Raw genomic sequence first — 26,149 nt, 5'->3', positions numbered from 1 at the left:
AAAGTTAAAACCAAAAAAAAACCATCATGTTCGCATGATGGTTTTGATTAAATAAAATATTTTTTATTAGAAACTAAAGCTTAATCTAGCAAAAAGGAATCTTCCGTTTTGTCCAAATTGAGAAACGTTTCTTGAATATACAAATTGATTTGCGTTTGATAGATCAATTGAATTATTTGAAGATGTAGTAGGGGAATAAACAACATTTCCACTAGAGTCAACTCCAGAAGCTCTTTGAGCAATTGTTTGCGGTCCTAAATTTCTAGATGGATAAACATCAAAAATGTTATTGGCACCAATTACAACTTTAGTAGATTCTGAAACTTTGTATCCTACAGATAAATCAGTAATTACTCTGCCAGACCAAATTGGGTGTTCATTTTCAACAGCAGAACCATTTACAACAATTGCATTAATTTTCCCGTCACCGTTTGTATCTGCTATATTAGGATCTGTTACTTGACCAAAATATACGTTTCTCAAAAAGAAATCGAATTTTTTGTATGCAAGTGAGTTCGTCAAGTTTGCTTTTACTCTAGGTACCGCTTCTTCCAAATAGATTCTACTAGTCTCAGAGAAATATCTGTTAATTTGTCCGTTATCCTTTAATATTTGAGAACCGTGAATGTCGCCTACTTTTTGAGTATTTGATATTGTTCCTGATAAATCTGTTTTTAATGTTAATCCATTTCCAACAGAAGCTTTGTGACTAATTACAATATCGATACCTTTCGACTCTGTGTCAATTCCATTAGCAAAAAATGTTGCAGCTGTTGCGTTTGCATTGTCAAAAAGATTTTGCAAATCTCTTTGTGTAGTTCCAGTAGGATAAAAATAATTTGGTGCAACACCTCCATTACTAGTTGATAAACTAGGTCTAGAAAATTGGTCAGTAAGTACAACTCTGTCGGCAATTTTAACAAAATAAGCATCAGCTGTTATCGTAAGTTTAGCTTCAGGAATTTTAGCTGTAAAACCAATACTTGCACTTTGAGACTCTTCTTGTTTTAATTGTGGAATTCCTAATAATTTTGCTGCAGGTGAATCATTACTAAATGTTCCTACTTCAAATGGTACACCTCCTACGAATTGAGTAGCTGTAGAATTAAAATAAATTTGGTGTAATGAAGGAGCTCTAAACCCAGTTGAAATCGCTCCACGTAGATTGATATTCTCTGTTAGTTTGTAACGAGAAGCTAATTTATAGTTTGTAGTTCCACCAAAATCAGAATAATTCTCATAACGTAATGCTCCGTTAATCATCCATTTTTCAGTTACATCGTATTCTAAGTCAGCATAAACAGCACCACTATTGCGTCCTTTGTCAACTGCATTTACAGGTTTAAATCCTGGGAATACTTGTGCTCCACCAGCTCTTTGTCCGTTGTAAGCAGTAGTTGCTGATCCGTAGATAGCTCCAGCGTAACCACCTAATACACCGTTGTAAAAATCAGTAACTTTTATATTAGAAGGCGTTGTTCCTGTTACAACATTTCCATTAATATCATATTGATTGTATGAGTCTTCCTCGCCAGCTTTAATTTGAAAGTTTTCATGTCTGAATTCTGCTCCAAAAGCAACGTTTAATTTGTCAATTTTTCTTGATATATCAAAATTAGTTGTGTTTTGAGAAAAAGCCAATCCACCAGCATCAAACTCAGTAGGGGAGTTTTCTCTCAATGATGCATTTAATGTGTTTTCGATGTTATAATCAAATCCATTTCTACCAAAAGTATTACTTAAATCAAATTTCCAATCTTTAAAGATTGTACCTCTAAGTCCAGCAGCAGCAGAAATGTCATTAATTGTAGAGTGAATTTCAGGTAAGAAACCATTAGGGTATAAAGCTGTGTAAGCTCTTGATTGATTTGGTTTTCTGTAAAAACCTGCAGCTTCACCTGTTCTATGACTAGTACCTCCAAAAGCGTATACTTCAAGATTCTCGTTGATAGGGTAAGCAGCATTCAAGAAAAATTGCGCACTTTGTAATGATGATTGTCCCACCTTCATATTGAAAGCACTTCTTTCTAATTTTCTATAAGCTAATTCTCCAGCAGTTGCATCAAAGTTTAATGCAGTTTGCATAGAGCTTATCGAAGTTGCACCAAGAATTGATGCTTGTTGTCCTGCAGTAAAATAACTTATTTGCGGTGCATAAGTTTTAATAGTAGTAAGTATTTGTTCAGAATTAGGAGTGTTGTTAATATTTCCCCATAAAGCATTGATATTAGTATCAGCTTCTGTAGCTCTTTGTTCAATAGCATTAAAAGCACTGAATAGTCCACCAGTTACATCATTTGCTCTACTTGTTTGTCCTCTTAATTGAAAACTCGCAGTTGCGTTGATGAAACTTTTTTCTTTACCAAGACCCGTACCGTAGTTCAAATCTATTTGTAAGTTGTTTCCATCGTTACCACCTCTATGGTCATTAGAACCTTTAGAAACTTGACTTCCCCCTAAGATATTAATGTCTAACTTATTTGTTGCTTTTTTAACATTTACGTTAATTACACCAGCAATCGCATCAGATCCGTATTGTGCAGAAGCACCGTCTCTTAATACTTCGATTTTATCAATTGCAAATGCAGGAATAGCATTTAAATCTGTTCCTACAGACCCTCTTCCTGGTGATCCATTAATGTTTACAAGAGAAGATGTGTGTCTTCTTTTTCCGTTTACTAATACTAATACTTGGTCTGGCCCTAAACCTCTTAATTGAGCTGGGTCAATATGATCCGTTCCATCAGCTACAGTTGTAGTGTTTGATGTAAAAGATGGAGCAACCATGTTTAATATTTGATTTAAGTTGGCTTGTGGTCCTTGTGAAGCAATGTCTTTCATACTAATCACATCAATAGGCACAGCAGATTCTGTAACGGTTCTTGCAGCACTTCGCGATCCTAATACCACTACATCTTGCAGTGTTTCTCCACTTTCAGCTAGAGATACATTTACTGTGCTTCCAGTAACTTTTACACTTTTACTTTCAAATCCTACAAAAGAAAATTGTAAAACATCTCCGATAGCGGCAGATATTACATATTTTCCGTCGGCATCGGTTGATGATCCTTTCGTTGTTCCCTTAACCAGAATTGATGTACCTGGTAAAGGGGCTTTTGTGTTGTCTGTTACGACTCCTGAAACTTTAATCTCTTGCGCAGTTAATCCTGCAGAAAAAATTAAGGTTAAAATAAATAGTAGTTTTTTCATAGTTTGGGATTGTTTGAGTTTACAGCAAATTTACAATTAAAATAGCGAAAATGTTATTTTTATGTTAATTATTAACAAAACAGCATTTTTATGTTATTTTTAAGTTTGGGTATTATTGTATTCTTTTGTTTCGGTCTTTTTTTTGCGGATAAATCTTTTTAGTTCCATTTTAGTAGTAGAATTTGATTTTTTTTTTTAGGAGTAGGTCGTATTGGTTTAATTTTTATATAATAAAAACGACAAAGCCCTTTTATAATAAAAAAGGGCTTTGTCGTTTTAAGCTTGTTTTTAATCGGTAAAGTTTTAATTATTCAAATTTCCACTGTTTTTGTTGTCCTTCGCTCAGAAACGTCCAAGCAATTATGCGGCTTGTTTTTTGGCCTTGAGCCATATCAATAGTTTTTATTTCCACAACATTAACCTTGTTCAATGTTTTATAGATACTAGAAAGATGGGATTGCTTTGAAACTAAAGTAGTGAACCAAAAACATTGCATAGGATATTTAGCACTTTCATATATCATTTGGGTAATGAAGCCTAGTTCTCCACCTTCGCACCATAATTCCGCATTATGACCCCCAAAATTTAAAATGGGCTTTGTTGCTTTATTTACAAAATCGCGAGATTCTAAATTATTCACTTTTCGCAAAGAAGCTTTTGTGGCTTCTTCTTGTGATTTGTGAAAAGGCGGATTACAAATCGTGAATGCAAATTTATCTTCAGGTGTAATAATGTTTTTAAAAATAAAACGAGCTTCAGTTTGTTGTTGCAGACTTATAAAATCAACTAATTTTGGGTTGGCTTCAATTATTTTACTGCAGTTCTCAATTGCTTTTTCATCAATATCCGTTCCTACAAAACTCCAACCATATTCTACATTTCCAATTATTGGATAAATACAATTAGCGCCAACGCCAATATCTAAACCTTGAATTGCATTGCCTTTTGGGATTATGCCATTATTACTGCCAGCTAGTAAATCAGCGATATAATGAATATAGTCTGCTCTTCCAGGGATGGGAGGACAAAGATAGTTTGCGGGAATATCCCAATTATTAATATCGTAATAGCTAACTAATAATGCCTTATTTAAAGCCTTTACAGCTTCTGGATCACTAAAATCAATCGTTTCAATATCGTGCTCATTTATAGAAACATATGCTTTTAATTCTGGGCAGTTTTCTATTAAAAGTTTAAAATCGTATCGAAATCGGTGTTGATTTCTTGGGTGTAAATTTGTTTTTTCAGTATTCTTTTTAGGTGTCATTTCTTTTATTTCAAGGCAAATATGGCGATTTCTTTTAAAATCAAGATTTGTAGCAAGTTATGTAAAAAAGTGTTGCTTTAGTGATTTACTAAAGATTTGTTTTATTTTTTTGGAATTAAAAATTAATCACTGCACTCCATCATCAAGAGATCACCTGCATCATGTTCTATAATTACAATCCCGTCTTTTACCACGTGGTTGCTGCTACCAGTGCGATAACCAATGGTTAAACTGTCATCTTTTAAGGGATAAAATAAATTTTCAGAGTGAATTCCAGTAACATGACCTATTGGAATTAGTGAAATAGGGGTGTTTGCAGTGTACCATTTTTCGAATCTTTTGGATAATAAAAAAACCTTGGAATGGTCGTCCAGAATTACAATTTTTAATTTTTCGCGATAGCGAACGATATTAGTAAGATTTGTTATCGTATGATCCGTGCGTTTTCCGGTTGCCCAAACAACATTTACTGCAGGAATTTTTCTTTCATACAAGTAATCAAAGGCTTTTTCGAGATCTGTTTTACTTTGGTCTGGGGTATGTACGATTTCAATGGGATACTGAGATTTTCTGTAGGACTCTGCATCAAAATTTCGGTCAAAATCTCCTAATAAGACATCGACCTTTATATCGAGTTTCATTACTCTTTCCATAGCAGAGTCTAGTACAATCACTAGTGGTGACCATTCTAATAATTGCCCGAGTAATTCTGGATCGCAAGAAGCACCATTTGCTATTATTAATGCGGGTTCTTGGTCGTCGCGAACGATGTGGTGTGAGGACATTTTAGAGAATAGATTTCGGTTTTATTTTTAAAATTTAAAATTAGATTGAAAGGCAATCGAATTTCAGTTTTGCAAAGTTAATCAAAATCTGATTAAGGATACTATTGTATTGTATAGGTTCGTGTGTCCGTTTCACTTACAGCAAAATAACCCAATGGGTAGTTAGCTGCATTAGCTGCATTAGTGGTATTAATAATATTTCCTCTAACAGTTGCAGGTGGGGACTGAAAAGGTCCTCCGCCATTGCCACCGGCAATGCTCACTATTACATTAATATAATTATAATAGGCTTTAGAAATTCCGTAATGGCTTACAGTGACTTCATCTCCTACCTTTAAGTCATCGCTTTGTGAAATGCTGAAAAATTTATTTCCTTGAAAAAAAGTATCTTCATCTGCATAATAATTTTTCTTTTTTTGGTTTGAATAAATGTATTTGTATAGATAATAATTAGATTCGTCAGCTGGATCCGTATAATAGGTTTTGATTTCAATATTTTTTCCAGTAAATCCTCCTTCATTATTTTGAACGATTTCAGAAATTGGGGATACTGATTTTAGCTTTTCTGTAGCGTTATAAGTAGCTCCATCGTGTATTACCGTTAGGACATAGGTCTCGTTGATCACGGGTATAAAATTATTGCAAATGTATTCTCCCGTTTTAGGGGTTTCAATAAAATTAAATTGGGCATTGGAGCTGTTTGTAATAAATATTGTTGCTCCCGATACGACTGGAATTGTATTGCTGAAGTAGCCTGTTGTTGTCGTTAATTGTATTGTTTGCAAATTTCCGTCGGTTCCTTTAAGCCAGTTGATAGATGCTTCTATAACTAGTTTTGGAGAGGCAGTATCTAAATTTACATCCACAACTTCTTCACAACTGATTAAGAGAAAGGATAATAATAGTGCTGTATATTGAATTGCTTTTTTCATGTTATTTGTTTTAATTTCCGTTTCCGTTCTTAAAATTTAAAATTGTAACTAACGGCGGGTACTATCCCGAAAATAGAAGTTTTTATAGCTTCATTATTTCCGGTGTCATCGTTTCTTCTAAAATTAATGGAAGCCGCATTTTTCCTGTTGTATAGATTATAAATACTAAAAACCCATTCTCCTTTCCAGTTTCTACCCTCGTTTTTTCTCGGGGTCAAAGTAGCAGAAATATCAAGGTGATGATAGGTAGGAAGTCGGTTTTCATTTCTTAGTCCATAACTTGGAACAGTAATACCTAAGTATTCGTATTGTCCATTTGGATAACTGACAGGTTGCCCAGTTTGAAGTGCAAAGTTAGCTCCAAAAGACCATTTTTCATTTAGATTATAAGAACCGGTAACCGCAATGTTGTGTAGTTTGTCATAAGTTGAATTGTACCACTTACCGCCGTTTATACCTGACTCTTCTGCTGTTCTTCCTGGAGTTTGTTGCTCTGATTTTGATAAAGTATAGGAAATCCATCCGTTTAATTTCCCTTCGTTTTTACGGAGCATGAGCTCTAATCCATAAGATCTTAACTGACCATTCAAAACTATTTGTTCGATGGCTTTATTTGCAATTAAATTAGCGCCATCAATATAATCCAATCTATTTTTGACTTCTTTATAATAGGTCTCTACTTCCAGCGAGTAGCTATCCTCTTTAAAGTTCCTAAAATAACCAATAGCCACTTGGTCTGCAATTTGTGGCTTTATAAAATTATCACTTGGCATCCATACATCTAGTGGGGTAGGAGATGACGTATTGGAAATTAATTGTAAATATTGGGTCATTCTATTATAACTTACTTTTATTGATTGTGCATCGTTTAGCTGATAAGAAGCTGAGAATCGAGGTTCAAGATTATTGTAACTTTGAATCACCTCATTCTTGTCGTAGAATTTAGTTCCTATAGGTGTTGCTTTTTCATAAATTTGTAAATCCGTATTGAAATTTAGTGGGCTGTTATTTTCATAAATGTTCACTGTCGACGATCCTAATCTGTAAAATTGACTGTATCGAAGTCCATAGGAAAGAGAGAACCTAGTTGAAATTTCCTGAACTGCACTAATATAGACAGAAGGTTCGAATGCATATTTTTTGTCCAATTGGTCGAAATTGATTCCTGAGTCGCTATTAGATGGCCGTATGGTTCCTGGATTAAAATCATAGTAAATGGCATTTACACCATAATTTAATTTGAATTTATCAGAAATATAATTTTTGAAATCATATTTTATATTGTAATTCTTAATTCCTGAATCCCATTTGAATCCAACGAAATCCAAATCTAATCCATAGTAATAGTCGCTATAGATAAGGGATAGGTTTGAAAACAGTTTGTCTGAGAAAAGGTGGTTCCATCTTAGATTCAAAATCGAATTGCCATAAATATTAGTAAAGCTTTTATTTAATGAAAATACATCTCTCCCAAAATATCCTGATAGAAACAAGTTGTTATTTGGGTTTAATTTGTAGCTGATTTTGGTATTCAAATCATAAAAATAAGCAGAATTATCTTTTTGATCTTCAGAAAGTTTTAAAAATAAATGGGCATAAGAACTTCTACCGCCGATCAAGAAAGAGCCTTTGTCTTTTACTAATGGACCTTCCAGTAAAAGCCTGGACGAGATTAATCCTATACCACCATTCATGTGGAATCCTTTGCTGCTTCCGTCTTTTTGATAAATGTCCAAAACGGAAGAAACCCGACCTCCAAAATTTGCTGGAATACCTCCTTTATATAATTTTAAATCTTTGATGGCGTCAGGATTAAAAACGGAGAAAAAACCAAAAACATGTGAGGAATTAAATATGGTAGCTTCATCTAGTAAAATCAGATTTTGATCTGCACCACCACCACGTACATTGAATCCAGAAGCTCCTTCACCCGCGTTCGTTACTCCGGGGAGTAGTAAAAGTGATTTTAGGACATCGACTTCACCAAGGACAACAGGCATTTTTTTGATGGCAGAAATGGAAAGTTTGTTGAGACTCATTTCTGGAGAACGAATAGCGCTACGGGGACTATTATCTGTAATGATTACTTCTTTAAGGATTTCACCACTTTCAGATAGACTGAAATTCATTTTTTTATTTTCAGATAATTCTATTTTTTGGGATTCAATCTGAAACCCGATGTAGCTAATTAAAACGGTATAAGTAGCTTCAGGAAGTGTTATCGAATAAAATCCATACTCATTTGTTGTAGTACTTGATTTGATTTCAGGAATGTAAACATTCACACCAATAAGTGTTTCGTTATTTTTTATATCTGTAATTACACCGCTAAGTGTAAATTTATCTTGAGAATAGGAGGATAGTGTAAATAAGAATCCGACAATTAAGATGATAATTTTCTTGAAAAACATACTATTTATTTAGAATTACAAATTTGGAGTAACGGTAAGTGAAATGCTATTAAACAAAGGTTAAAAAAATATTAATAATAAAAAAGGCAACCGTTGATCATTGTCTTTTAAAGTAGAGTAAGTGAACGTATTAATTAAGTAATTTTAGCTAAAATAGCATTAAATGTTGGACTAGTACGCATTACCCTGCCTGTTAATTTAGGGTTAGGCTGGTAATAAAGACTTATATGTTGAGGTTTTCCTAAGGCTGCAATAAATTCAATAATAATTTTTTGTTTCGTTTTCTTCGAATTCTTTTATAATAGGAGTAAACATAACTTGTAATTACGTGTCTTTGGCTTGAGTTGTTAAAGTGGCTAGCTCAATACATCGCTAAATAAAAAGGAGATCTACAGTTATTAATTTGTACAACTCCTCTACATGGAAATCAATCATAATACATATACAGTTAAAAAAGTAAACATTATAGGTAAAATCAGTAAGGAAGGCAGTTGCTTTAAGTACAAATATTAAAACCTAAATTAAGGACTTAAGAGGAATAAGAAAATTAAAGTTGCAGTAGCTAGATAATGAAGCTTTTTTTATTGATGAGGTGATTCTGTCGTTGATGCAGCAAGATGATTTTGAGTTTTTTTTTAAACCTGATAAGTTGGGTAGAAGCTCCATACTATCAAGCAAAATGAATAAGATTCGAAAAAAAATAGCCTCTGAAAGCAGTATTAGTGCGTTATGTTATGTATTTTATCTTTTAATTTATCTTTTTTCTTTTTTTTAAATAGTATATATATTTGCGTAAAAAATAACTAATTTATAAAGAAATTATGGTTAAAAATTTATTAAAAGGAATAAGTAAAAGTATTCTAGTTTGTGGTTTGGGAGTGTTGGTTTTCAGTTGTACTCCAGAAGATGGTAAAAATGGTATTGATGGTATTGATGGTAAAGATGGAGCGCAGGGGATTCAGGGGATTCAAGGAATTCAGGGAATCCAAGGAATCCAAGGGATACCAGGGGTAACAGGTACAACAGGATTGGTTGGAGCAAGTGGAGCAGTTGGAGCGACAGGAGCAACAGGAGCAACAGGAGCAACAGGAGCAACAGGAACAGCTGGTGTTGGTTTTGATGAGGCAGCGAAGTTTGGTGCCATAACTTTAACTGTTTCTGGAGAAGAAACAGACGGTACAAAGTTTGATCAAACAAATAAGTTACCGTTCGTTTCTAGAAATGTAAGATATGCTTCGGCAGTTACTAAACAGGTGTATGACAATGGGCGAGTAGACTATGGATTTGATTTGCAAAGAGTAAATGTGTCTAGTAGTACTCCTTGGGAACCTGCTGGAACAAATTTATTTTTGCATTTGGGTGTTCAAGATTTTGGTACTGCTTCTCAGTTGTTAACACTTAATTCGAATCTACAAATAGAGATTATAGATGTTAAAGGTAATAACTTTACCTATAGTAGTTATGATAATGGACCAGATATGCAAGGCCTTGCGATATCAGAATTTAGTTATGATGAAACTACGAAAAAACTTAAATTCAATTTTAGTTACACAAATGTTAATAATGGCATGAAGGTTAGCGGGATTGTTGTTGTTATTGTTTCTTTAGAGGCTTCTGGTATATCTCAACCGTAGGAAACGCTATAGAGTTTTTTTAAATTTGTTTTAAAGTTATTTGAATCAAAGAGATAAAATAAAGGAGGCTGCCAAATATGGCAGCCTTTTTGCTGCAATTAAAACTTTTTTCTTATGTTATTAGACAAGGAGTTTATTTCAATAGTTCTTACTCTGTTATAACGCTTTAAAAGTACTGTAAGAGTTGTTTATATCTAGCTGTCTTTATTATATGTTAAAAGTCATGCCGTACCGTAGTAGTTATAATAGGACAAGAGCGGTAAAAGAATGGTTTTTTACTAGCTATTCAATAAAAAAGGCAACTGTTTCCAGTTGCCTTTTTTATTGAATAGCTAAGTAGTAAATAGAATTAAGCAATTTTAGCTAAAATAGCATTAAATGTAGCGCTAGGGCGCATTGCTTTAGTTGTTAATTCGGGATTAGGCTGGTAATACCCACCAATATCCTGAGGTCTTCCTTGAGTTCCAATTAATTCAGCGTTAATTTTCGCTTCGTTTTCTTCCAGTTCTTTTGCGATAGGAGCAAATATAGCTTTAAGCTGAGCATCTTTAGTTTGCTTTGCAAGAGCTTCTGCCCAGTACATTGCTAAATAAAAATGAGAGCCACGGTTGTCTATTTGTCCTATTCTACGGGCCGGAGATTTATCGTTTTGTAAAAATTGCTCTGTAGCTTGATCTAAAGTTTCTGATAATACCAATGCTTTTGGATTATTATAAACAGAGCCTAAATGTTCTAATGAAACGGCAAGGGCTAAGAATTCTCCAAGAGAATCCCAACGTAAATACCCTTCAGAAGTGAATTGTTCAACATGTTTTGGAGCAGATCCACCAGCGCCAGTTTCAAACAAACCACCACCACTCATTAATGGAACGATTGATAACATTTTAGCTGAAGTTCCCAGTTCTAGGATAGGGAATAAATCTGTTAAATAATCACGTAAAACGTTTCCGGTTACAGAGATGGTGTCTAATCCTGCTTTAGTTCTTTCTAATGTGAAATTAGTAGCGTCAATAGGGTTTAAAATACGAATGTCTAAACCAATTGTGTCGTACTCTTTTAAATATTTTTCGACTTTTTCAATTACTTTTCTATCGTGTGCTCTGTTTTCGTCTAACCAGAATATTGTAGGCACGTTTGTGGCGCGAGCTCTGTTTACAGCTAGTTTTACCCAGTCTTGAATGGGAGCGTCTTTGGCCTGGCACATTCTGAAGACATCTTTTTCTTCAACGGGCTGTTCCATTAAAATGTTTCCTTTAGTGTCTGTAACACGAACAACGCCGTCTCCAGTCATTTGGAATGTTTTATCATGTGATCCGTATTCTTCTGCTTTTTGTGCCATCAAACCTACGTTTGGCACACTTCCCATGGTTGTTGGGTCAAAAGCACCGTTCTTTTTACAGAAATCAATAGTTGCTTCATAAACACCAGAATAACAACGATCTGGAATCAAAGCGATAGTGTCTTGTAATTTTCCTGCTGCGTTCCACATTTGTCCTGAAGTACGAATCATTGCAGGCATAGAAGCATCTACAATAACATCTGAAGGAACGTGAAGGTTTGTAATTCCTTTATCTGAATTTACCATGGCTAAACTAGGACCATTTTCAATTGCTTGATTAATGGCAGCTTCTACTTCAGCTTGTTGTGGCTGACCTGCAATTTTTGCATAAACATCACCTAATCCATTTCTGGTATCAATGTTCAACTCAGTAAATAAAGTTTTGTATTTTTCGAATACGGTTGCAAAGAAAACTTCAACGATAGCGCCAAAAATGATTGGATCTGAAATTTTCATCATTGTTGCTTTCAAGTGTACAGAAAGCAAAACGTTTTCTTTTTTAGCTTCTGCAATTGCATTAGTAACAAAGCTTTTTAAAGCTCTTAAGTTCATCACTGAACTATCTATTATTTCGCCCGCTTTAAGTGGTGTGCTAGCTTTTAAAATGCTAGTCGTGCCATCTTTTCCTACGAATTCAATTTTTACGTCAGTAGCTTCAGGAACGGTTATGGATTTTTCACTTCCGTAAAAATCACCATCTTTCATAGCCTCTACTTTTGTTTTTGAATCTGCAGACCAAGCTCCCATGGAGTGAGGATGGGCTTTTGCAAAGTTTTTTACTGCTTTAGGAGCTCTACGATCAGAATTTCCTTCACGTAAAATCGGATTTACTGCTGAGCCTAATACTTTTGAATATTTGGCTTTAATTTCCTTTTCTTCGTCGCTTTTCGGGTCTTCAGGGAAATTTGGGATTTTATAACCATGTTTTTGTAATTCGGCAATAGCTTCTTTTAGTTGAGGGACTGATGCAGAAACATTTGGTAATTTAATAATATTTGCCTCAGGAGAATTGGCTAGTTTTCCAAGTTCAGATAAAGCGTCTTTCACTTTTTGGTCTTCATTTAAAAACTCTGGGAAGTTAGATAAAATTCTAGAAGCTAGTGAAATGTCTTTCGTTTCTATTTCAATAGCTGCAGTTGCAGTAAATGCTTGTACAATTGGTAAAAAAGAATAAGTGGCCAACAAAGGCGCCTCATCAGTCAAGGTGTAAACAATCTTTGATTTTTGTATCATTTTTTTATTTTTATAATCGTATCCCTATTAAATAGGATGTGAAATGTATATTATGCTTAAAAATTAAGCATAGCAAATATAAGGAAATCAGACCGAAAACAGACTCGGTTTGACACATAAATTATGATTTTTAAGATAACTAACGTGTTGGTCTCAAAATGTTATTTTTATGATTGATTGTGGCAGAATTTAAGGTTTAAAATAAAAGCAAAATAAAAGCAAAAAAAAAAGTCCCGACAGTGTCAGGACTTTTATGATAAAGAGATATTTTACTATCTTCTTTTGTCTTTAATTTTTGCTTTTTTACCAGTAAGTTCTCTGAAGTAGAAAATTCTAGCTCTACGAACTGCACCTTTTTTGTTGATTTCAACTTTTTGTAAAGCTGGCAAGTTTACAGGGAAGATACGCTCAACACCTATAGCACCAGACATTTTACGAATAGTAAAAGTTTCTGTGTTAGCAGAACCTCTTCTTTGGATAACAACTCCTTTAAAAAACTGTGTTCTAGTTTTTTCACCCTCTTTAATTTCGTAGTATACAGTGATAGTATCACCAGCTCCGAATACAGGAAAATCTTTTCTTACTACTAATTCGTCTTTAACGAATTTCATTAAATCTGCCATGATAATTTTAATTATGGTTTTGAATTAGAGCAACATACGCGGATCTCGCCAGAGGTTAGTCTAATGTGGGCGCAAAAGTAATTAAAAAAGTTTAAAGTTTAAAGCATTTCCTCTATAATGTTCTAATCAATTTACTTAGTAGCTTTCAAGTTTCCCCTTTTGGGGGTAGAGGGACTACTCTTCCAATAAATCTGGACGGCGATTTTTAGTATGCTCATAAGCCATATCTTCGCGCCATTTGTCGATTTTGGCAAAATTTCCACTGGTTAAAACTTCAGGTACCTTCCATCCGTTATAGTCCGCAGGTCTTGTATATATAGGTCCCGACAGTAAACCATCTTGAAAACTGTCTGTTAATGCTGAGGTTTCATCACTCAATACACCGGGAATCAATCGGATTAAAGCATCTGACAAGACTAATGCTCCTAGTTCTCCTCCTGATAAAACATAATCGCCAATAGAGATTTCTTTAGTGATGAAATGGTCACGTACGCGTTGATCCACTCCTTTATAATGACCACATAAGATGATAATATTCTCATACATGGACATGGTATTTGCCATTTTTTGATTTAGGGTTTCCCCATCAGGTGACATATAGATGATCTCGTCGTAGGTTCTTTCGCTTTTTAAATGCGTGATACATGCATCAATAGGCTGCACTGTCATTACCATTCCGGCACCACCGCCATAAGGGTAATCATCAACACTTTTCTGTCTGTTAGTTGTGTAGTCCCGTAAATTATGAAAATGAACCTCTACTAATCCTTTGTCAATAGCACGTTTCATAATGGAAGCCTCAAACGGACTTCTTAGCAATTCAGGTAAAACAGTAACAATATCAATGCGCATGATTTTATATCTAAGTTTGAAGGCGCAAAGGTACAAAGTTTTTTTTCAGAAGCTAATCGCAGTCTCACCCTAAAGGCGCGATAGCAATCTTTTTCTTTTTAGAGAAAAAAAGAAAGGGATTTTCACTGCTTTATAGACTATTGGATTGTATGTTAATGACGAACAATAGTTATGAGATCGTTTTAGTAACTGTTTTTTTTAACTACTTTTATGGCTGGAAAATTAATCAATCTTAAAATATGCAAATCTTTTCAAAAATTAATCTGGCAAGCGCAATACTTGTTTTTGCGGCCTCATTACAAACAAACACGATTCAAGCACAAAATAATTCGGTTAAAATGACAAACCCTCTTTTACAAAAAAGTACGCTGCAGTATCAAGCACCCCCTTTTAATTTAATTAAAGAGGAGGATTTCAAGCCAGCTTTTGAATATGGTTTAGGAGTTCACGATAAAGAAATAATGGCAATAGCAGATAATCCTGCTAAACCTAGTTTTCAAAATACTGTGCTAGCATTAGAAACTTCGGGAGTAGATTTAAAAAGAGCTACAAGTGTGTTTTATAATTTGACTGGTTCTAATACCAATCCAACTTTGCAAGCTTTACAAGCGGAATATGCACCTATCTTTTCGGCGCATAGCGATAAAATGTATTTAAATAGTAAATTGTACAAGCGCTTTAAAGCAATCGATCTTACTACTTTAAAAGGGGAGGATAAAAAATTAACAACGTATTATGTGCAAGAATTTGAACTTGCTGGAGCTAATTTATCTGATGCCGATAAAGACAAAATGAAAAAAATTAATGAAGAGCTAGCCAGTTTAGGTACGCTTTTCGGTACTAAATTATTGATTGCCCGTAAAAACGGTGCCGTTTTGTTTGATAGTGCAACTGATTTAGATGGTTTAAGTGCTAATGACCTTGCTGCTGCAAAAGCAAAAGCAACTGAAGCGGGTCATGAAGGACAGTATTTAATAGGATTACAAAATACAACCCAACAACCATTATTGCAAAGTCTTACTAACAGAGCAACTAGAGAAAAAATATTCAAATCGTCTTGGACACGTGCCCAAAAGAATGATGATGGCGATACTCGCGAGGTATTAGAAAAAATGGCGAAATTGCGTTTGCAAAAAGCCAATTTGATGGGCAAAAAGAATTTTGCTGAGTGGAAATTGCAAGACCAAATGGCGCAAACTCCAGAGAGAGCGATGAACTTATTAGCAAAAATCGCTGGTCCAGCGGTTGCAAAAGCAAAAGTTGAAGCAAAAGAAATACAAGAATTAATCGATGCTCAAAATGGCGGATTTAAATTAGAACCTTGGGATTGGAATTTTTATTCAGAGCAAGTACGTAAAGCCAAATATGATTTGGACGAAAGTCAAATAAAACCTTATTTTGAGTTGACAACAGTATTAGAAAAAGGAGTGTTTTTTGCAGCCAAAAAAATGTACGGTATTACCTTTAAACAACGCAAAGATTTGCCGGTTTATCACCCAGATGTTGTTGCCTATGAGGTTTTTGACAATGACGGAAAATCAATGGCAATCTATTATTTAGATTTCTATACCAGAGACAATAAAAATGGTGGTGCTTGGATGAGCAATTTTGTAGATCAATCTCATTATTTAAAACAAAAACCAGTAATTGTAAACGTTTATAATTTTGCAAAACCAGTAAACGGAAACCCTTCTTTAATTAGTTTCGATGATGTAACGACTATGTTCCATGAGTTTGGGCATACCTTACACGGTTTATTTGCAAATCAAAACTATACGAGTCTTTCTGGAACGGCTGTGCCACGTGATTTTGTAGAATTTCCTTCTCAAATCAATGAGCACGCAGCTTTAGATCCTGAAGTTTTAAAAAATTATGCACTTCATTATAAAACTAAAGAGGTGATTCCTCAGGAATTAATTGATAAAATTAAAAAAGCCGAAACGTTTAATAAAGGCTATGATGTAACTGAACTTTTGGCGGCCTCCACATTAGACATGAACTGGCATAGTGTTGAAAACGAAGCAGATTTCAAGCCCGCTTTAATTTTTGAAAACGAAGCGCTAGAAAAATATGGTTTGTTAGTAAATGAAGTACCTACAAGATACCACACGCCTTACTTTGCACACATTTGGAGTGGAGGTTATTCAGCGGGTTATTATGCTTATACTTGGTCTAAAACCTTAGATTATAATGTATACGACTGGATGAAAGCAAACGGTGGTCTAACAAGAAAAAATAGTGAGCGTTTTAGAAAATACATTTTATCAGTTGGGAACAGTGTAGATTTAAATGAAGCTTTCAAACAATTCATAGGACACGATATGGAAATCGAACCATATTTAAGAAATGCAGGACTTTCTGATAAGTAATCTAATTTTACCAATTAAAATGGCATTCGTAATGGATGCCATTTTTTTTAGGAGCAATTTCCAGCTGTACACTATATCTATTGTGTCTCGTCCAAAAAAAGACGATACACAATAGGATGCCGTTTCCATCTGGGCTAGCGTATGTACTAGCAATTATGTTTTGGTTTCCAAATTGTAAAGTTTTCCTAATAGTTTTCCAGTAGGAATTCTTCTGCTTAAATTTACAATTCTAATAAAAAATATTGAAAATGAAATTTAAACTTTTGATAGGACTCTTTCTTATAACGCTAGGATCTTCTGCCCAACAAGACCAATTAAAATGGTTGGATATCAATTTAAGTAATTATGAGTATCCGTATCCAGTACATTTTATAACTTTAAACGTGCAACAGCAAGTACTCAAAATGGAGTATATGGATGTGATGCCGGACAATTATAATGGAAAGAATATTCTGTTGCTCCATGGTAAAAACTTCAACGGAGCCTATTGGCAAACGACTATTGCTGCTTTAACTAAAAAAGGTTTCCGAGTGATTGTTCCGGATCAGATTGGTTTTGGGAAGTCAGATAAGCCAGATTATTTTCAATATACATTTCAGCAATTAGCACAAAATACAAAACAAATTTTAGATACACTCGGTATTCAAAAAACAGCTGTTTTAGGACATTCTATGGGAGGTATGCTCGCAACTCGTTTTGCATTACTATATCCGGAAGTAACGGAGAAATTAATTCTTGAAAATCCGATAGGTTTGGAAGATTGGAAACTTAAAGTGCCGTATCAAACCGTTGATTGGTGGTATCAAAATGAATTAAAACAGAGTTATGACGGAATCAGAAAATACCAAATGGACAGTTATTATGACGGTAAATGGGAACCAGAATATGACAAATGGGTTAATCTTTTGGCGGGGTGGACTTTGAACTCTGATTACAAAAAAGTAGCATGGAATTCGGCATTGATGTATGATATGATTTTTACCCAGCCTGTAGTGTATGAGTTTCAGAATTTGAAATGTCCTACTTTATTAATCATCGGAACCAGAGACAGAACCGCTTTGGGGAAACCCTTAGTTAATGAAGAGGTTAGGAAAACAATGGGATTGTATGCTGTTTTAGGAAAAGAAACACAAAAGAAAATACCAAATTCAAAACTTGTTGAAATACCTAATATTGGGCACATGCCACATATAGAAAGTTTTGACAAGTTCATTGAGCCTCTAACGGAATTTTTGGAGAAATAGTAAAACAATAAGTTATGAGTATAGAAAATATAACAAACGGTCTACAAGCAACTTTAGATAATGCAAAAAACGCATGGGAAGCAAAAGCACCAGAACAAATTAAAGAAATATACGCTGAAGGAATTGCTGATGTAACACGTCAAAATGTGGTTGTAAACGCTAAGAAAAATCATGATATAGTACCTAACTTTATCCTTACAAACGCTACAGGAAAAGAAGTGCAATTAAGTGATTATCTTAAAAAAGGGCCAGTTGTTTTAACGTGGTATCGCGGCGGGTGGTGTCCTTATTGCAATATGACTTTGCATTATTTGCAAGAGCAATTGCCAAATATTCAGTTAAAAGGAGCTAATTTATTGGCTTTAACGCCTGAGTTACCTGATAAATCTATGTCTACGGTAGAAAAGCACGAATTACAATTTGAAGTATTGAGTGATGTGGGTAACAAAGTAGCGAAGGAATATGGTATCGTTTTTAAATTGACTGATGCTGTTGCTGATACATATCAAAAAGGATTTGATTTGCATGGTTTTAATGGTGACGAATCAGATGAATTACCCTTAGCGGCGACTTATGTGATTGATCAAAATGGAGTAATTGTCTATACGTTTTTAGATGCTGAATATAGAAATAGAGCAGAGGCTAAAGATATCTTGGCAGCTCTTGATTCTCTAAAGTAATAATTAAATTGAACTATTTTTTAATACCCTCAAATGAGAAAATCTTCTAAGTGTGTTTTTAATTGGTGTACTTCTATTTTTGTCTTAAAATTTGGCTTTTGTTTAAAACAATAATCTAAAAACACAACGTATTTTTGCGCGATGAATTTATCAAAAAAGAATGTCTTGTTTATGGCGGCGGCTACTGGACTTATAGTAGCTAATTTGTATTATTGCCAACCATTAATAATATTAATAGCAGACGAATTTAAAATCCCTCATGCTGATGCTGGAACAATAACCTATCTCACACAGGCAGGTTATGCTATTGGTTTGTTTTTTATGGTTCCGCTAGGGGATAAGATAGAACGTAAAAGTCAGATACTTTATACCACTTTTGCATCTGTCATTGCTTTGATAATTGCAGCCACAGCGCAAAGTTATCTTATCTTAGAAATTGCTTCCCTTTTAATAGGAATCACTTCTATTGTTCCTCAACTTATTTTACCGTTAGCCGCCTCTTTAAGTGCACCAGAAGAACGAGGTAAAGTAGTAGGGACAATTATGAGCGGACTCTTAGTAGGAATTCTGTTATCAAGAACCTTAAGTGGTTTTATAGGAGATGTTCTTGGTTGGCGTGCCATGTTTTGGATTGCCTCAGGATTATGTCTGGTATTATTTTTTATCATAAAAAAACAATTTCCTTATAATAAACCTGTTTTTGAGGGCTCTTACAAACAACTGATTGGTTCACTTTTTACCTTAATCAAGGAGCAACCTTTATTGCGTGAAGCGACTTTAATTAATGTATTCAGTTTTGCTCAATTTGGCGCTTTCTGGACTACCATGGTTTTATTACTTTCGGCAGAACCTTTCAATTTCACTAGTACTACAATAGGACTTTTTGGTATTGTAGGTGCTTCGGGTGCACTGGCAGCTCCTCTGGTTGGGAAATTAAGTGATAAAGGAAATTCTAGAATTGCAGTAGGATACGGCTGTATGTTAATTGCTTTTAGTTTTATGATTTTCTATTTCTCAGGATCAAGTGTTGTCGGAATCATTTTTGGGATTATTTTCATAGATATTGGTTTGCAAGGGGTGCATATATCAAATCAAACTCGTGTTTATTCTATAATGCCTGAAGCGACAAACCGTATGAATACAGTATTCATGTCTTTTAGTTTTTTAGGAACAGCTGCAGGCTCTGCCTTTGGATTGTTTTTATGGCGATTGGGTGGCTGGCATGCTGTAACCTTAGGGTGTTTATTATTATCAGTATTAGCGTTCTCTGTGTATGCCTATACCTATAAATCCAAACGTAAAGCATTAGAAAGCATCAATGGATAACAAATTAATTCGTAAATTTGCACTTCAATAAAAATTATACAACAATGGAAAATGGAATATATGCTAAATTCAACACTGCAAAAGGGTCGGTTTTAGTAAAATTAGAGCACGAATTAACACCAGGAACTGTTGGTAACTTCGTAGGATTAGCTGAAGGAAACTTAGAAAATAAAGTAAAACCGCAAGGAACAAAATTTTATAACGGATTGAAATTCCACAGAGTGATTCCTGATTTTATGGTTCAAGGTGGATGTCCACAAGGAACTGGAACTGGTGATCCTGGATATAAATTTGATGATGAATTTCACCCAAGTTTAAAACATGATAAACCGGGAATATTAGCTATGGCTAATTCAGGTCCAGGAACAAATGGTTCTCAATTTTACATTACACACGTTCCTACTTCATGGTTAGACGGTAAACATACTGTTTTCGGACATGTGGTAGAAGGACAGGATGTTGTTGATGCTATCGCTCAAGGAGATGTTCTAGAAAGTGTAGAAATCGTAAGAGTAGGAGAAGAAGCTGAAAAGTGGAATGCTATCGAAGCTTTTATCACTTTCAAGGGAGCTCGTAACAAACGTGATATCGCTTTGAAAGCAGATGCAGAAGCAGCAATGGAAAAATTAGCTGCTGGGTTTGAAAAAACAGAAAGCGGTTTGCGTTACCAATTCATTCAAAGAGGTGAAGGAAAACAAGCTGTAGCTGGTAAAACAGTTTCGGTTCACTATGAAGGGTCTTTAGAATCTGGAAAAGTTTTTGATAGTTCGTATCCAAGAAAAAAACCAATCGAATTTCCATTAGGACAAGGAAATGTAATTGAAGGATGGGATGAAGGTATCGCTTTATTGCGCGTAGGGGATAAAGCACGTTTTGTGATTCCATCTCATTTAGGGTACGGATCTCGCGGTGCTGGAGGAGCAATTCCACCAAACGCTACTTTGATTTTCGACGTAGAATTAATGGACGTTAAGTAATATAGTGTTTAGTGATCCGTTTTTTAGTGGGCAGTTTACATAATATAAAATCCCAATTATCATTTTAGATAATTGGGATTTTTTTATGCGATAAAATGTTGCTATTCCTCAGTTCGTGCTGAGCAGCGGTTCGCAAAAGAAAACTGCTGCGAAGTATCGAGAACCATTTTACAGGACGAAGCTGATTGATATCTTTTAGCTAAATGGGATCTTTTTTTTTAAATTTTCACACCAAAAATAGTAGAAGTGACTATCGATTTTTTATCTAACCTCTAACCTTATTTCCATTTGATATTACACCCAATGCTCGGTTTCTGATTGGGGTTCATCGTACGATTGTAAATAACGCTGTCAATTGCCCCGCGCAAATCGTTACCGCTAAGGTGAATACCATTTCCTGGTCTGCTGTCATCAAGTTGACCGCGATAGACTAATTTATCCTGGCTGTCATATAAAAAGAAGTCAGGGGTACAGGCAGCATGGTACGCTTTAGCTACTTCCTGTGTTTCATCATATAAATAAGGGAATTCAAAATTATTTTCGAAAGCAAATTCCGTCATAAGTTCTGGCGAATCCTGCGGATAATTCACTACATCATTGCTCGAAATCGCGACAACACCAAGTCCCTGTACACGATAGTCATTAGCAATCATAACGACCTCTTCAATCACATGAAGCACAAATGGACAGTGATTGCAAATGAATAGGATTAACGTTCCTTTTTCTCCTTTTAAATCGGAAAAAGAAAACGACTCTGTTCCAGATTTCATGTCTTTCAGATAAAATTCGGGAGCCTTCGTTCCCAGGGCGACCATATTTGATGGGGTTCGTGACATTGATGTTTTTTTATAATTACAGGGTTTAAAGTTAAGAAAAAAGGATTGCTTTTAGTCTGAAATGATTATTTTTAGTTTTTATAATTCATTGGAATAAAACCAAAATTTAAGATGGAGAATAATTTAACTTGGCAAGAATTTGAAAGAGTGGCAATGCACGTGGGCACCATCGTGGAAGTTAATGATTTTCCGGAGGCCCGAAAACCGGCTTACCAACTCACCATAGATTTTGGAGAAAGTATCGGAATAAGAAAAACCTCGGCACAAATTACCAAGCGCTATTCCAATACCGATTTACTCCACCGCCAGATTGTTGCCGTAATTAATTTTCCAAAAAAGCAAATTGGCAAATTCATGAGCGAATGTCTCGTGCTTGGCGCAGTAGGAGAAGAAGGAGATGTGATTCTTCTAGCTCCCGACTTTAAAATTGAAAATGGGCTCCGAATAGGTTAATAATTATATTCCTCCTTTCGAATGTATATCTTAAAATACATAGTAAAGATCATCCTACTTACTTCTATTAATACTTAACATTTTTGTAGTTAAAACTTTAATTATAAAAATGTTAATATGTTATTAATCAGTTATTTGAATCAAAATTTATTTGTAACTTCACTATAGACTTGATTGATCTAGTATTTTTTTCGCCCCAAATATTTTTTCGCTTAATTAATTAGCAATCGACTGATGAGTAATCATTCCTTGGTATAAAAATAACGGCTGTGCAGCTGAGTTATTTATACAATAGTAGTAATTATCGTTAACTGCTATTAGGGTTACCTACACTTTTTACGCTTCTGAAATTGATTTGTAACCATCCTAATAAAGGACTTAAATATGTAGAATAGTATGGAAATGTCTGACTCAAAACATAAACCACCTGAAATTCTCGATGTGAGAAAGTTAATTGTTGATAATTCAATAGAATTAAATGAAGAGCGTGATCTCGATAAACTAATTGAAAAAATTGGCGATGCTAAATATGTATTGTTGGGGGAAGCCTCTCATGGGACACATGAATATTACACTTGGCGCATGAAAATCAGCAAAAAATTAATAGAAAAAAAAGGGTTTTCATTTATTGCAGTGGAAGGGGACTGGCCTGATTGTTATAAGCTGAACCGCTATGTAAAAAATTATCCTGACTCTGGGGATTCTGCTTTAGATGTTCTTCACTCTTTCAATAGATGGCCGACCTGGATGTGGGCCAACTGGGAAACGGTCGCCTTGGGAGAATGGCTTCGGGCACATAATGACAGTCAGTCTAAGGGGCATAAAGTAGGGTTTTATGGTTTAGATGTCTACAGTCTTTGGGAATCCTTTGATGAGGTTATTAAATATTTAGAAGAAAAAGATCCCACAACTAGAAAGGCCGCCTTAGATGCCTTCAATTGTTTTGAACCCTACAGCAGAGGCGAAGGGCAGGAATATGCACGGGCGGCACGGATGGTTTCGTTGTCTTGCGAAGATGAAGTGGTTAATCTGCTGACAAAAATAAGGAGGCATATTCCCACTCATAACGGCGATCCCGAAGATATTATGAACGTCAGACAAAATGCACAGGTAATTGTTAACGCAGAACGGTACTATCGCGCAATGGTAACTGCAGGGCCAAAATCCTGGAATATTCGGGATCGTCATATGGTTCATACTTTAGAAAACCTCATGGAATTTCATGGCGCAGAGGCTAAAGGAATTATCTGGGAACACAATACTCATATTGGTGATGCGCGGGCTACAGATATGGCTGACGACGGAACAGTAAATGTAGGGCAAATCATAAACGAAGAGCACAAACCGGAAGAGGTGTTTTCTGTAGGCTTCGGCTCCTATCAGGGGACTGTTATTGCCGGTCGGGAGTGGGGCGATGTCATGCAGGTTATGAGGATTCCGGAAGCGGTAAAGCATAGTTGGGAATATGAATTACACAAACTTGAGGCTAAAGACAGGATTGTGTTCATGACCGAATCAATGAAAGAGCACCTTGGAGAGCGGGAATTTGGGCATCGTGCCATAGGCGTCGTTTATCGACCACAATACGAGCATTTTGGCAATTATGTACCAAGCAAGATTCCCTATCGCTATAATGCTTTCATTTATTTGGACGAAACATCGGCATTGCACCCGCTACACACAAAACCGGATGGAAATCAAATGCCGGAAACATTCCCGTTTGGAGTATAAAATAGAAAGAACAATATAAATCTAAAAACCAATTACAATGGAAAAGCAAAAAATGATTGAGGTATTGCAATTTTGTGCTGCACAATGCACACATTGTTATGATGCATGCCAATTAGAAAAGGAAATGGATATGAGTGCCTGTATGATGCACGATCAGGATTGTGCTGATTTATGTCGTTTGACTGCACAAGTATTAGAACGAAAATCAGAGAATATCGATATTTTTTTAAAAACAACTTTAGTGATGTGTGAACGATGTGCCTCTGAGTGCGAAAAATACCCGCAAATGGAGCATTGTAAAAAATGTGCTGAGGCCTGCCGTAAATGCGCAGAGATGTGCCATGAACATGAATTGGCGCATAGAGAGTAGCAATGTCATTTTATAAAGGATGCTCCGTAGCACTAATAAACAACTAATCAGAATAAAAAATATAAACCTTATTACACTATTTATCATGGCAAAAACTGTAAGTACTACCCTAATTGTAAAAAGTTCGGCTTTTAAGAACAATGAAATGATCCCTTCGCAATATACTTGTAATGGGTTGAATATTAACCCAGAACTGATTATAGAAGAGCTTCCTGCAAATACAAAAAGTCTAGCTATTATTGTGGATGATGCAGATGCGTCTTCCGGCATCTATTGCCATTGGTTGGTATGGGATATTCTACCCGAAAGAATTGTTGAAGAAGATAGCGTTCCAGGCATCCAAGGCAGAAATACCATGGGAGAAAATAGATATACAGGTCCTTGCCCTCCAAGCGGAACACATCATTATCATTTTAAAGTATATGCTTTGGACAGTAAACTGAGTGCGTTGCCACCAAGTACCAATGAAAAAGAACTTACGGCAGCAATGAAACCACATATTATTTCCTCTGGGGAACTGATAGGCTTGTATAAAAAATAAGCTGATGGTTATAAAAAACGAAATAGCTGCTTTTTATGAAGGCAGCTATTTTGTGTTGTTAATGTAGGCTAATCACCTTTGCAATGTGCCATTCCGTATTTTTATGCTGCCACATTATTATAAACTTGCTTACTTTTGAGGGAGTTCCGGTTGGCTCCTGATTGTTGTGAAATTTGTGCAATCCTATTTCCACGGCGCCATAATCTTTGATCGGATACACTTCAATACTTCCTTTTACCAGTTCTCTGGTTACTTTGCCACAGATATTTCTTTTCGTGGCATCCAAAATTTCTTGTTTTGAAGTCATCAAACCGCCTTTGTCATGATAAAATTCTAGGCTGTCCCCATAGATTGCTGCCTGTTTGTTCATGTCGCAATTGTTGTAGGCATGGAAAAAAGTACTGTCCATACCGATAATTTCGTCGTACAATTCTTGGTCGTCTGGAGTGTAGGTATACTCTTTTTCGCGGGTAGAAATTTGCTTCGAAGAGCAGGCGGAAAGAAGAAGAACAATTAATAAGAAAGGAAAAAGGAAGGTTTTTATGCTTTTCATAGCGTTATAGTGTTTAATGTTTGATACTTTTTAATAGTGCCGAATTTAGAAAAAGTAATTTTAAACAAAGTTGGGTTTAGCCAACTTCTGTTATTCGTTTCTAGTGATGTTCCAAAAACTGATTTTTCGTCTCGTCTCAAATCCTAGTTTTTCGTATAATTTAATAGCGCCAAAGTTTTTTTCATATACGTGCAAGAAAGCGGTTTTATTTTGATTCAAAATTGTATTTGCGGTATGCGCTACCAGCTGTTTTGCATATCCTTTTCCAAGGTAATTGGGATGTGTAATTACCGCACTGACTTCAATAAAAGTATTCATTTGCATTCGCTCACCAGTAACAGCGACCAGTTGGCTGTCTTTGTAAATACCATAATAGTTCCCTAATGTGGCTGTTTTAGATTTAAAATATTCAGGATAGACTATTTTGACTAATCCCAGAAGATCTTCTCTGTGATTTTCTTCCAGTTTTATAATAGTGTCGATAATCGGAATGTCTATTGGTTCCCGAATCATCATTTGTAGACAAACCAATTCATTCGCTATTTTTAAAGTAGCGGGGATTTCTGGCTTTTCGCCGACAATAAAAAAATTATCGGATAAATTAGAATATTGGGCAATGGCATTGGAACTCTTTTTAGTATTTAGTGTAGCTCCAAAAGGGCAATATTCAGGATCGTAAAACTGAGTATCGTCATAGGTTATTGCATATTCTTTGTGACTTTCTGATAACGAATGCCAAACGGGATTGTCTAATTTGTTACTGCCTTTTTCACTCATAATTCT

21 protein-coding genes and 1 pseudogene are annotated in these 26,149 nt (G+C 35.2%); 10 read left to right on the top strand and 12 right to left on the bottom strand.

The annotated features are described in order from the left end of the window. Positions 1 to 66: 66 nt before the first annotated feature. From BMW63_RS13240 to BMW63_RS18010, 6 genes and pseudogenes are all read right to left on the bottom strand, one after another. The gene (locus BMW63_RS13240) at positions 67 to 3,210 is read right to left on the bottom strand and encodes a TonB-dependent receptor (RefSeq protein WP_074723953.1); all 3,144 of its coding nucleotides are present in this window, start codon (positions 3,208 to 3,210) and stop codon (positions 67 to 69) included. 307 nt (positions 3,211 to 3,517) lie between these two features. Further along, entirely contained in the window at positions 3,518 to 4,477 is a 960-nt protein-coding gene (gene rlmF, locus BMW63_RS13235; protein WP_074723952.1) for a 23S rRNA (adenine(1618)-N(6))-methyltransferase RlmF, read from the bottom strand. Positions 4,478 to 4,599: 122 nt separating this feature from the next. After that, positions 4,600 to 5,262, bottom strand: a complete 663-nt coding sequence (locus BMW63_RS13230; RefSeq protein WP_074723951.1) for a thiamine diphosphokinase — start codon at positions 5,260 to 5,262, stop codon at positions 4,600 to 4,602. A 101-nt stretch (positions 5,263 to 5,363) separates the two neighbouring features. After that, on the bottom strand, positions 5,364 to 6,194 hold the full coding sequence (locus BMW63_RS13225) for a DUF4249 family protein (RefSeq protein WP_074723950.1): 831 nt from the start codon (positions 6,192 to 6,194) through the stop codon (positions 5,364 to 5,366). A gap of 29 nt (positions 6,195 to 6,223) precedes the next feature. After that, positions 6,224 to 8,605, bottom strand: coding sequence for a TonB-dependent receptor (locus BMW63_RS13220; protein WP_074723949.1), 2,382 nt, complete (start codon positions 8,603 to 8,605; stop codon positions 6,224 to 6,226). Positions 8,606 to 8,739: 134 nt separating this feature from the next. Next, positions 8,740 to 8,880 (bottom strand): annotated as a pseudogene (locus BMW63_RS18010) (NADP-dependent isocitrate dehydrogenase); the annotation flags it as partial. Between the two features lie 546 nt (positions 8,881 to 9,426). Between BMW63_RS18010 and BMW63_RS18170 the strand changes: the two are divergent. After that, the gene (locus tag BMW63_RS18170) at positions 9,427 to 10,239 is read left to right on the top strand and encodes a hypothetical protein (protein ID WP_083380495.1); all 813 of its coding nucleotides are present in this window, start codon (positions 9,427 to 9,429) and stop codon (positions 10,237 to 10,239) included. 349 nt (positions 10,240 to 10,588) lie between these two features. Here BMW63_RS18170 and BMW63_RS13210 read toward each other — a convergent pair whose 3' ends face one another. The 3 genes from BMW63_RS13210 to trmD form a co-directional block, all read right to left on the bottom strand. Further along, positions 10,589 to 12,811 (bottom strand): NADP-dependent isocitrate dehydrogenase, encoded by a 2,223-nt coding sequence (locus BMW63_RS13210; RefSeq protein ID WP_074723948.1) that lies wholly within the window; start codon positions 12,809 to 12,811, stop codon positions 10,589 to 10,591. Between the two features lie 272 nt (positions 12,812 to 13,083). Then, a complete protein-coding gene (gene rplS, locus BMW63_RS13205) occupies positions 13,084 to 13,434 on the bottom strand; it encodes a 50S ribosomal protein L19 (protein WP_074723947.1) in 351 nt (116 codons plus the stop codon). Positions 13,435 to 13,608: 174 nt separating this feature from the next. Further along, on the bottom strand, positions 13,609 to 14,286 hold the full coding sequence (gene trmD, locus BMW63_RS13200) for a tRNA (guanosine(37)-N1)-methyltransferase TrmD (protein WP_074723946.1): 678 nt from the start codon (positions 14,284 to 14,286) through the stop codon (positions 13,609 to 13,611). A 239-nt stretch (positions 14,287 to 14,525) separates the two neighbouring features. On the opposite strand from trmD, the gene BMW63_RS13195 reads away from it, so the two are divergent. The 5 genes from BMW63_RS13195 to BMW63_RS13175 all read left to right on the top strand — a co-directional run bounded on the left by BMW63_RS13195 (position 14,526) and on the right by BMW63_RS13175 (position 20,882). Beyond that, positions 14,526 to 16,655: a M3 family metallopeptidase gene (locus BMW63_RS13195; protein ID WP_074723945.1), complete on the top strand. Its 2,130-nt coding sequence runs from the start codon at positions 14,526 to 14,528 to the stop codon at positions 16,653 to 16,655. 248 nt (positions 16,656 to 16,903) lie between these two features. Then, entirely contained in the window at positions 16,904 to 17,899 is a 996-nt protein-coding gene (locus BMW63_RS13190; RefSeq protein WP_074723944.1) for an alpha/beta fold hydrolase, read from the top strand. Between the two features lie 14 nt (positions 17,900 to 17,913). Beyond that, positions 17,914 to 18,579: a peroxiredoxin-like family protein gene (locus BMW63_RS13185; RefSeq protein ID WP_074723943.1), complete on the top strand. Its 666-nt coding sequence runs from the start codon at positions 17,914 to 17,916 to the stop codon at positions 18,577 to 18,579. 141 nt (positions 18,580 to 18,720) lie between these two features. Continuing rightward, positions 18,721 to 19,905, top strand: a complete 1,185-nt coding sequence (locus tag BMW63_RS13180; RefSeq protein WP_074723942.1) for an MFS transporter — start codon at positions 18,721 to 18,723, stop codon at positions 19,903 to 19,905. Positions 19,906 to 19,949: 44 nt separating this feature from the next. Further along, complete coding sequence (locus BMW63_RS13175; protein WP_074723941.1) at positions 19,950 to 20,882, top strand: peptidylprolyl isomerase; 933 nt, start codon at positions 19,950 to 19,952, stop codon at positions 20,880 to 20,882. A 278-nt stretch (positions 20,883 to 21,160) separates the two neighbouring features. Here BMW63_RS13175 and BMW63_RS13170 read toward each other — a convergent pair whose 3' ends face one another. Then, positions 21,161 to 21,718: a thioredoxin family protein gene (locus tag BMW63_RS13170; protein WP_074723940.1), complete on the bottom strand. Its 558-nt coding sequence runs from the start codon at positions 21,716 to 21,718 to the stop codon at positions 21,161 to 21,163. A gap of 111 nt (positions 21,719 to 21,829) precedes the next feature. Here BMW63_RS13170 and BMW63_RS13165 point away from each other — a divergent pair, with 111 nt between their 5' ends. The 4 genes from BMW63_RS13165 (at position 21,830) to BMW63_RS13150 (ending at position 24,813) form a co-directional block, all read left to right on the top strand. Continuing rightward, complete coding sequence (locus tag BMW63_RS13165) at positions 21,830 to 22,171, top strand: tRNA-binding protein (RefSeq protein WP_074723939.1); 342 nt, start codon at positions 21,830 to 21,832, stop codon at positions 22,169 to 22,171. Between the two features lie 396 nt (positions 22,172 to 22,567). Next, the gene (locus tag BMW63_RS13160; RefSeq protein ID WP_217643734.1) at positions 22,568 to 23,902 is read left to right on the top strand and encodes an erythromycin esterase family protein; all 1,335 of its coding nucleotides are present in this window, start codon (positions 22,568 to 22,570) and stop codon (positions 23,900 to 23,902) included. 37 nt (positions 23,903 to 23,939) lie between these two features. After that, positions 23,940 to 24,272, top strand: a complete 333-nt coding sequence (locus BMW63_RS13155; protein ID WP_074723938.1) for a four-helix bundle copper-binding protein — start codon at positions 23,940 to 23,942, stop codon at positions 24,270 to 24,272. Between the two features lie 85 nt (positions 24,273 to 24,357). Further along, a complete protein-coding gene (locus BMW63_RS13150; protein WP_074723937.1) occupies positions 24,358 to 24,813 on the top strand; it encodes a YbhB/YbcL family Raf kinase inhibitor-like protein in 456 nt (151 codons plus the stop codon). A gap of 58 nt (positions 24,814 to 24,871) precedes the next feature. Here the strand turns inward: BMW63_RS13150 and BMW63_RS13145 are convergent, their stop codons facing one another. Both BMW63_RS13145 and BMW63_RS13140 read right to left on the bottom strand, forming a co-directional pair. Next, positions 24,872 to 25,366: a nuclear transport factor 2 family protein gene (locus BMW63_RS13145; protein ID WP_074723936.1), complete on the bottom strand. Its 495-nt coding sequence runs from the start codon at positions 25,364 to 25,366 to the stop codon at positions 24,872 to 24,874. 90 nt (positions 25,367 to 25,456) lie between these two features. Further along, on the bottom strand, positions 25,457 to 26,143 hold the full coding sequence (locus BMW63_RS13140) for a GNAT family N-acetyltransferase (protein ID WP_074723935.1): 687 nt from the start codon (positions 26,141 to 26,143) through the stop codon (positions 25,457 to 25,459). Between the last annotated feature and the right edge of the window lie 6 nt (positions 26,144 to 26,149).

This window comes from Flavobacterium frigoris, assembly GCF_900111075.1.
GTDB classification, from domain to species: Bacteria; Bacteroidota; Bacteroidia; order Flavobacteriales; family Flavobacteriaceae; genus Flavobacterium; species Flavobacterium frigoris.
The sequence above is the reverse complement of the archived record's forward strand: the minus strand, read 5'-3'. Positions and strand labels throughout refer to the sequence as shown.

Coding starts and splice junctions, on each gene's coding strand:
- BMW63_RS13240 (WP_074723953.1), bottom strand. CDS start 3,210: ATGAAAAAACTACTATTTATTTTAACCTTAATTTTTTCTGCAGGATTA.
- BMW63_RS13150 (WP_074723937.1), top strand. CDS start 24,358: ATGGCAAAAACTGTAAGTACTACCCTAATTGTAAAAAGTTCGGCTTTT.
- BMW63_RS13145 (WP_074723936.1), bottom strand. CDS start 25,366: ATGAAAAGCATAAAAACCTTCCTTTTTCCTTTCTTATTAATTGTTCTT.
- BMW63_RS13165 (WP_074723939.1), top strand. CDS start 21,830: ATGGAGAATAATTTAACTTGGCAAGAATTTGAAAGAGTGGCAATGCAC.
- BMW63_RS13185 (WP_074723943.1), top strand. CDS start 17,914: ATGAGTATAGAAAATATAACAAACGGTCTACAAGCAACTTTAGATAAT.
- BMW63_RS13225 (WP_074723950.1), bottom strand. CDS start 6,194: ATGAAAAAAGCAATTCAATATACAGCACTATTATTATCCTTTCTCTTA.
- BMW63_RS13155 (WP_074723938.1), top strand. CDS start 23,940: ATGGAAAAGCAAAAAATGATTGAGGTATTGCAATTTTGTGCTGCACAA.
- BMW63_RS13210 (WP_074723948.1), bottom strand. CDS start 12,811: ATGATACAAAAATCAAAGATTGTTTACACCTTGACTGATGAGGCGCCT.
- BMW63_RS18170 (WP_083380495.1), top strand. CDS start 9,427: ATGGTTAAAAATTTATTAAAAGGAATAAGTAAAAGTATTCTAGTTTGT.
- trmD (WP_074723946.1), bottom strand. CDS start 14,286: ATGCGCATTGATATTGTTACTGTTTTACCTGAATTGCTAAGAAGTCCG.
- BMW63_RS13160 (WP_217643734.1), top strand. CDS start 22,568: ATGGAAATGTCTGACTCAAAACATAAACCACCTGAAATTCTCGATGTG.
- BMW63_RS13170 (WP_074723940.1), bottom strand. CDS start 21,718: ATGTCACGAACCCCATCAAATATGGTCGCCCTGGGAACGAAGGCTCCC.
- rplS (WP_074723947.1), bottom strand. CDS start 13,434: ATGGCAGATTTAATGAAATTCGTTAAAGACGAATTAGTAGTAAGAAAA.
- BMW63_RS13180 (WP_074723942.1), top strand. CDS start 18,721: ATGAATTTATCAAAAAAGAATGTCTTGTTTATGGCGGCGGCTACTGGA.
- BMW63_RS13175 (WP_074723941.1), top strand. CDS start 19,950: ATGGAAAATGGAATATATGCTAAATTCAACACTGCAAAAGGGTCGGTT.
- BMW63_RS13140 (WP_074723935.1), bottom strand. CDS start 26,143: ATGAGTGAAAAAGGCAGTAACAAATTAGACAATCCCGTTTGGCATTCG.
- BMW63_RS13190 (WP_074723944.1), top strand. CDS start 16,904: ATGAAATTTAAACTTTTGATAGGACTCTTTCTTATAACGCTAGGATCT.
- rlmF (WP_074723952.1), bottom strand. CDS start 4,477: ATGACACCTAAAAAGAATACTGAAAAAACAAATTTACACCCAAGAAAT.
- BMW63_RS13195 (WP_074723945.1), top strand. CDS start 14,526: ATGCAAATCTTTTCAAAAATTAATCTGGCAAGCGCAATACTTGTTTTT.
- BMW63_RS13220 (WP_074723949.1), bottom strand. CDS start 8,605: ATGTTTTTCAAGAAAATTATCATCTTAATTGTCGGATTCTTATTTACA.
- BMW63_RS13230 (WP_074723951.1), bottom strand. CDS start 5,262: ATGTCCTCACACCACATCGTTCGCGACGACCAAGAACCCGCATTAATA.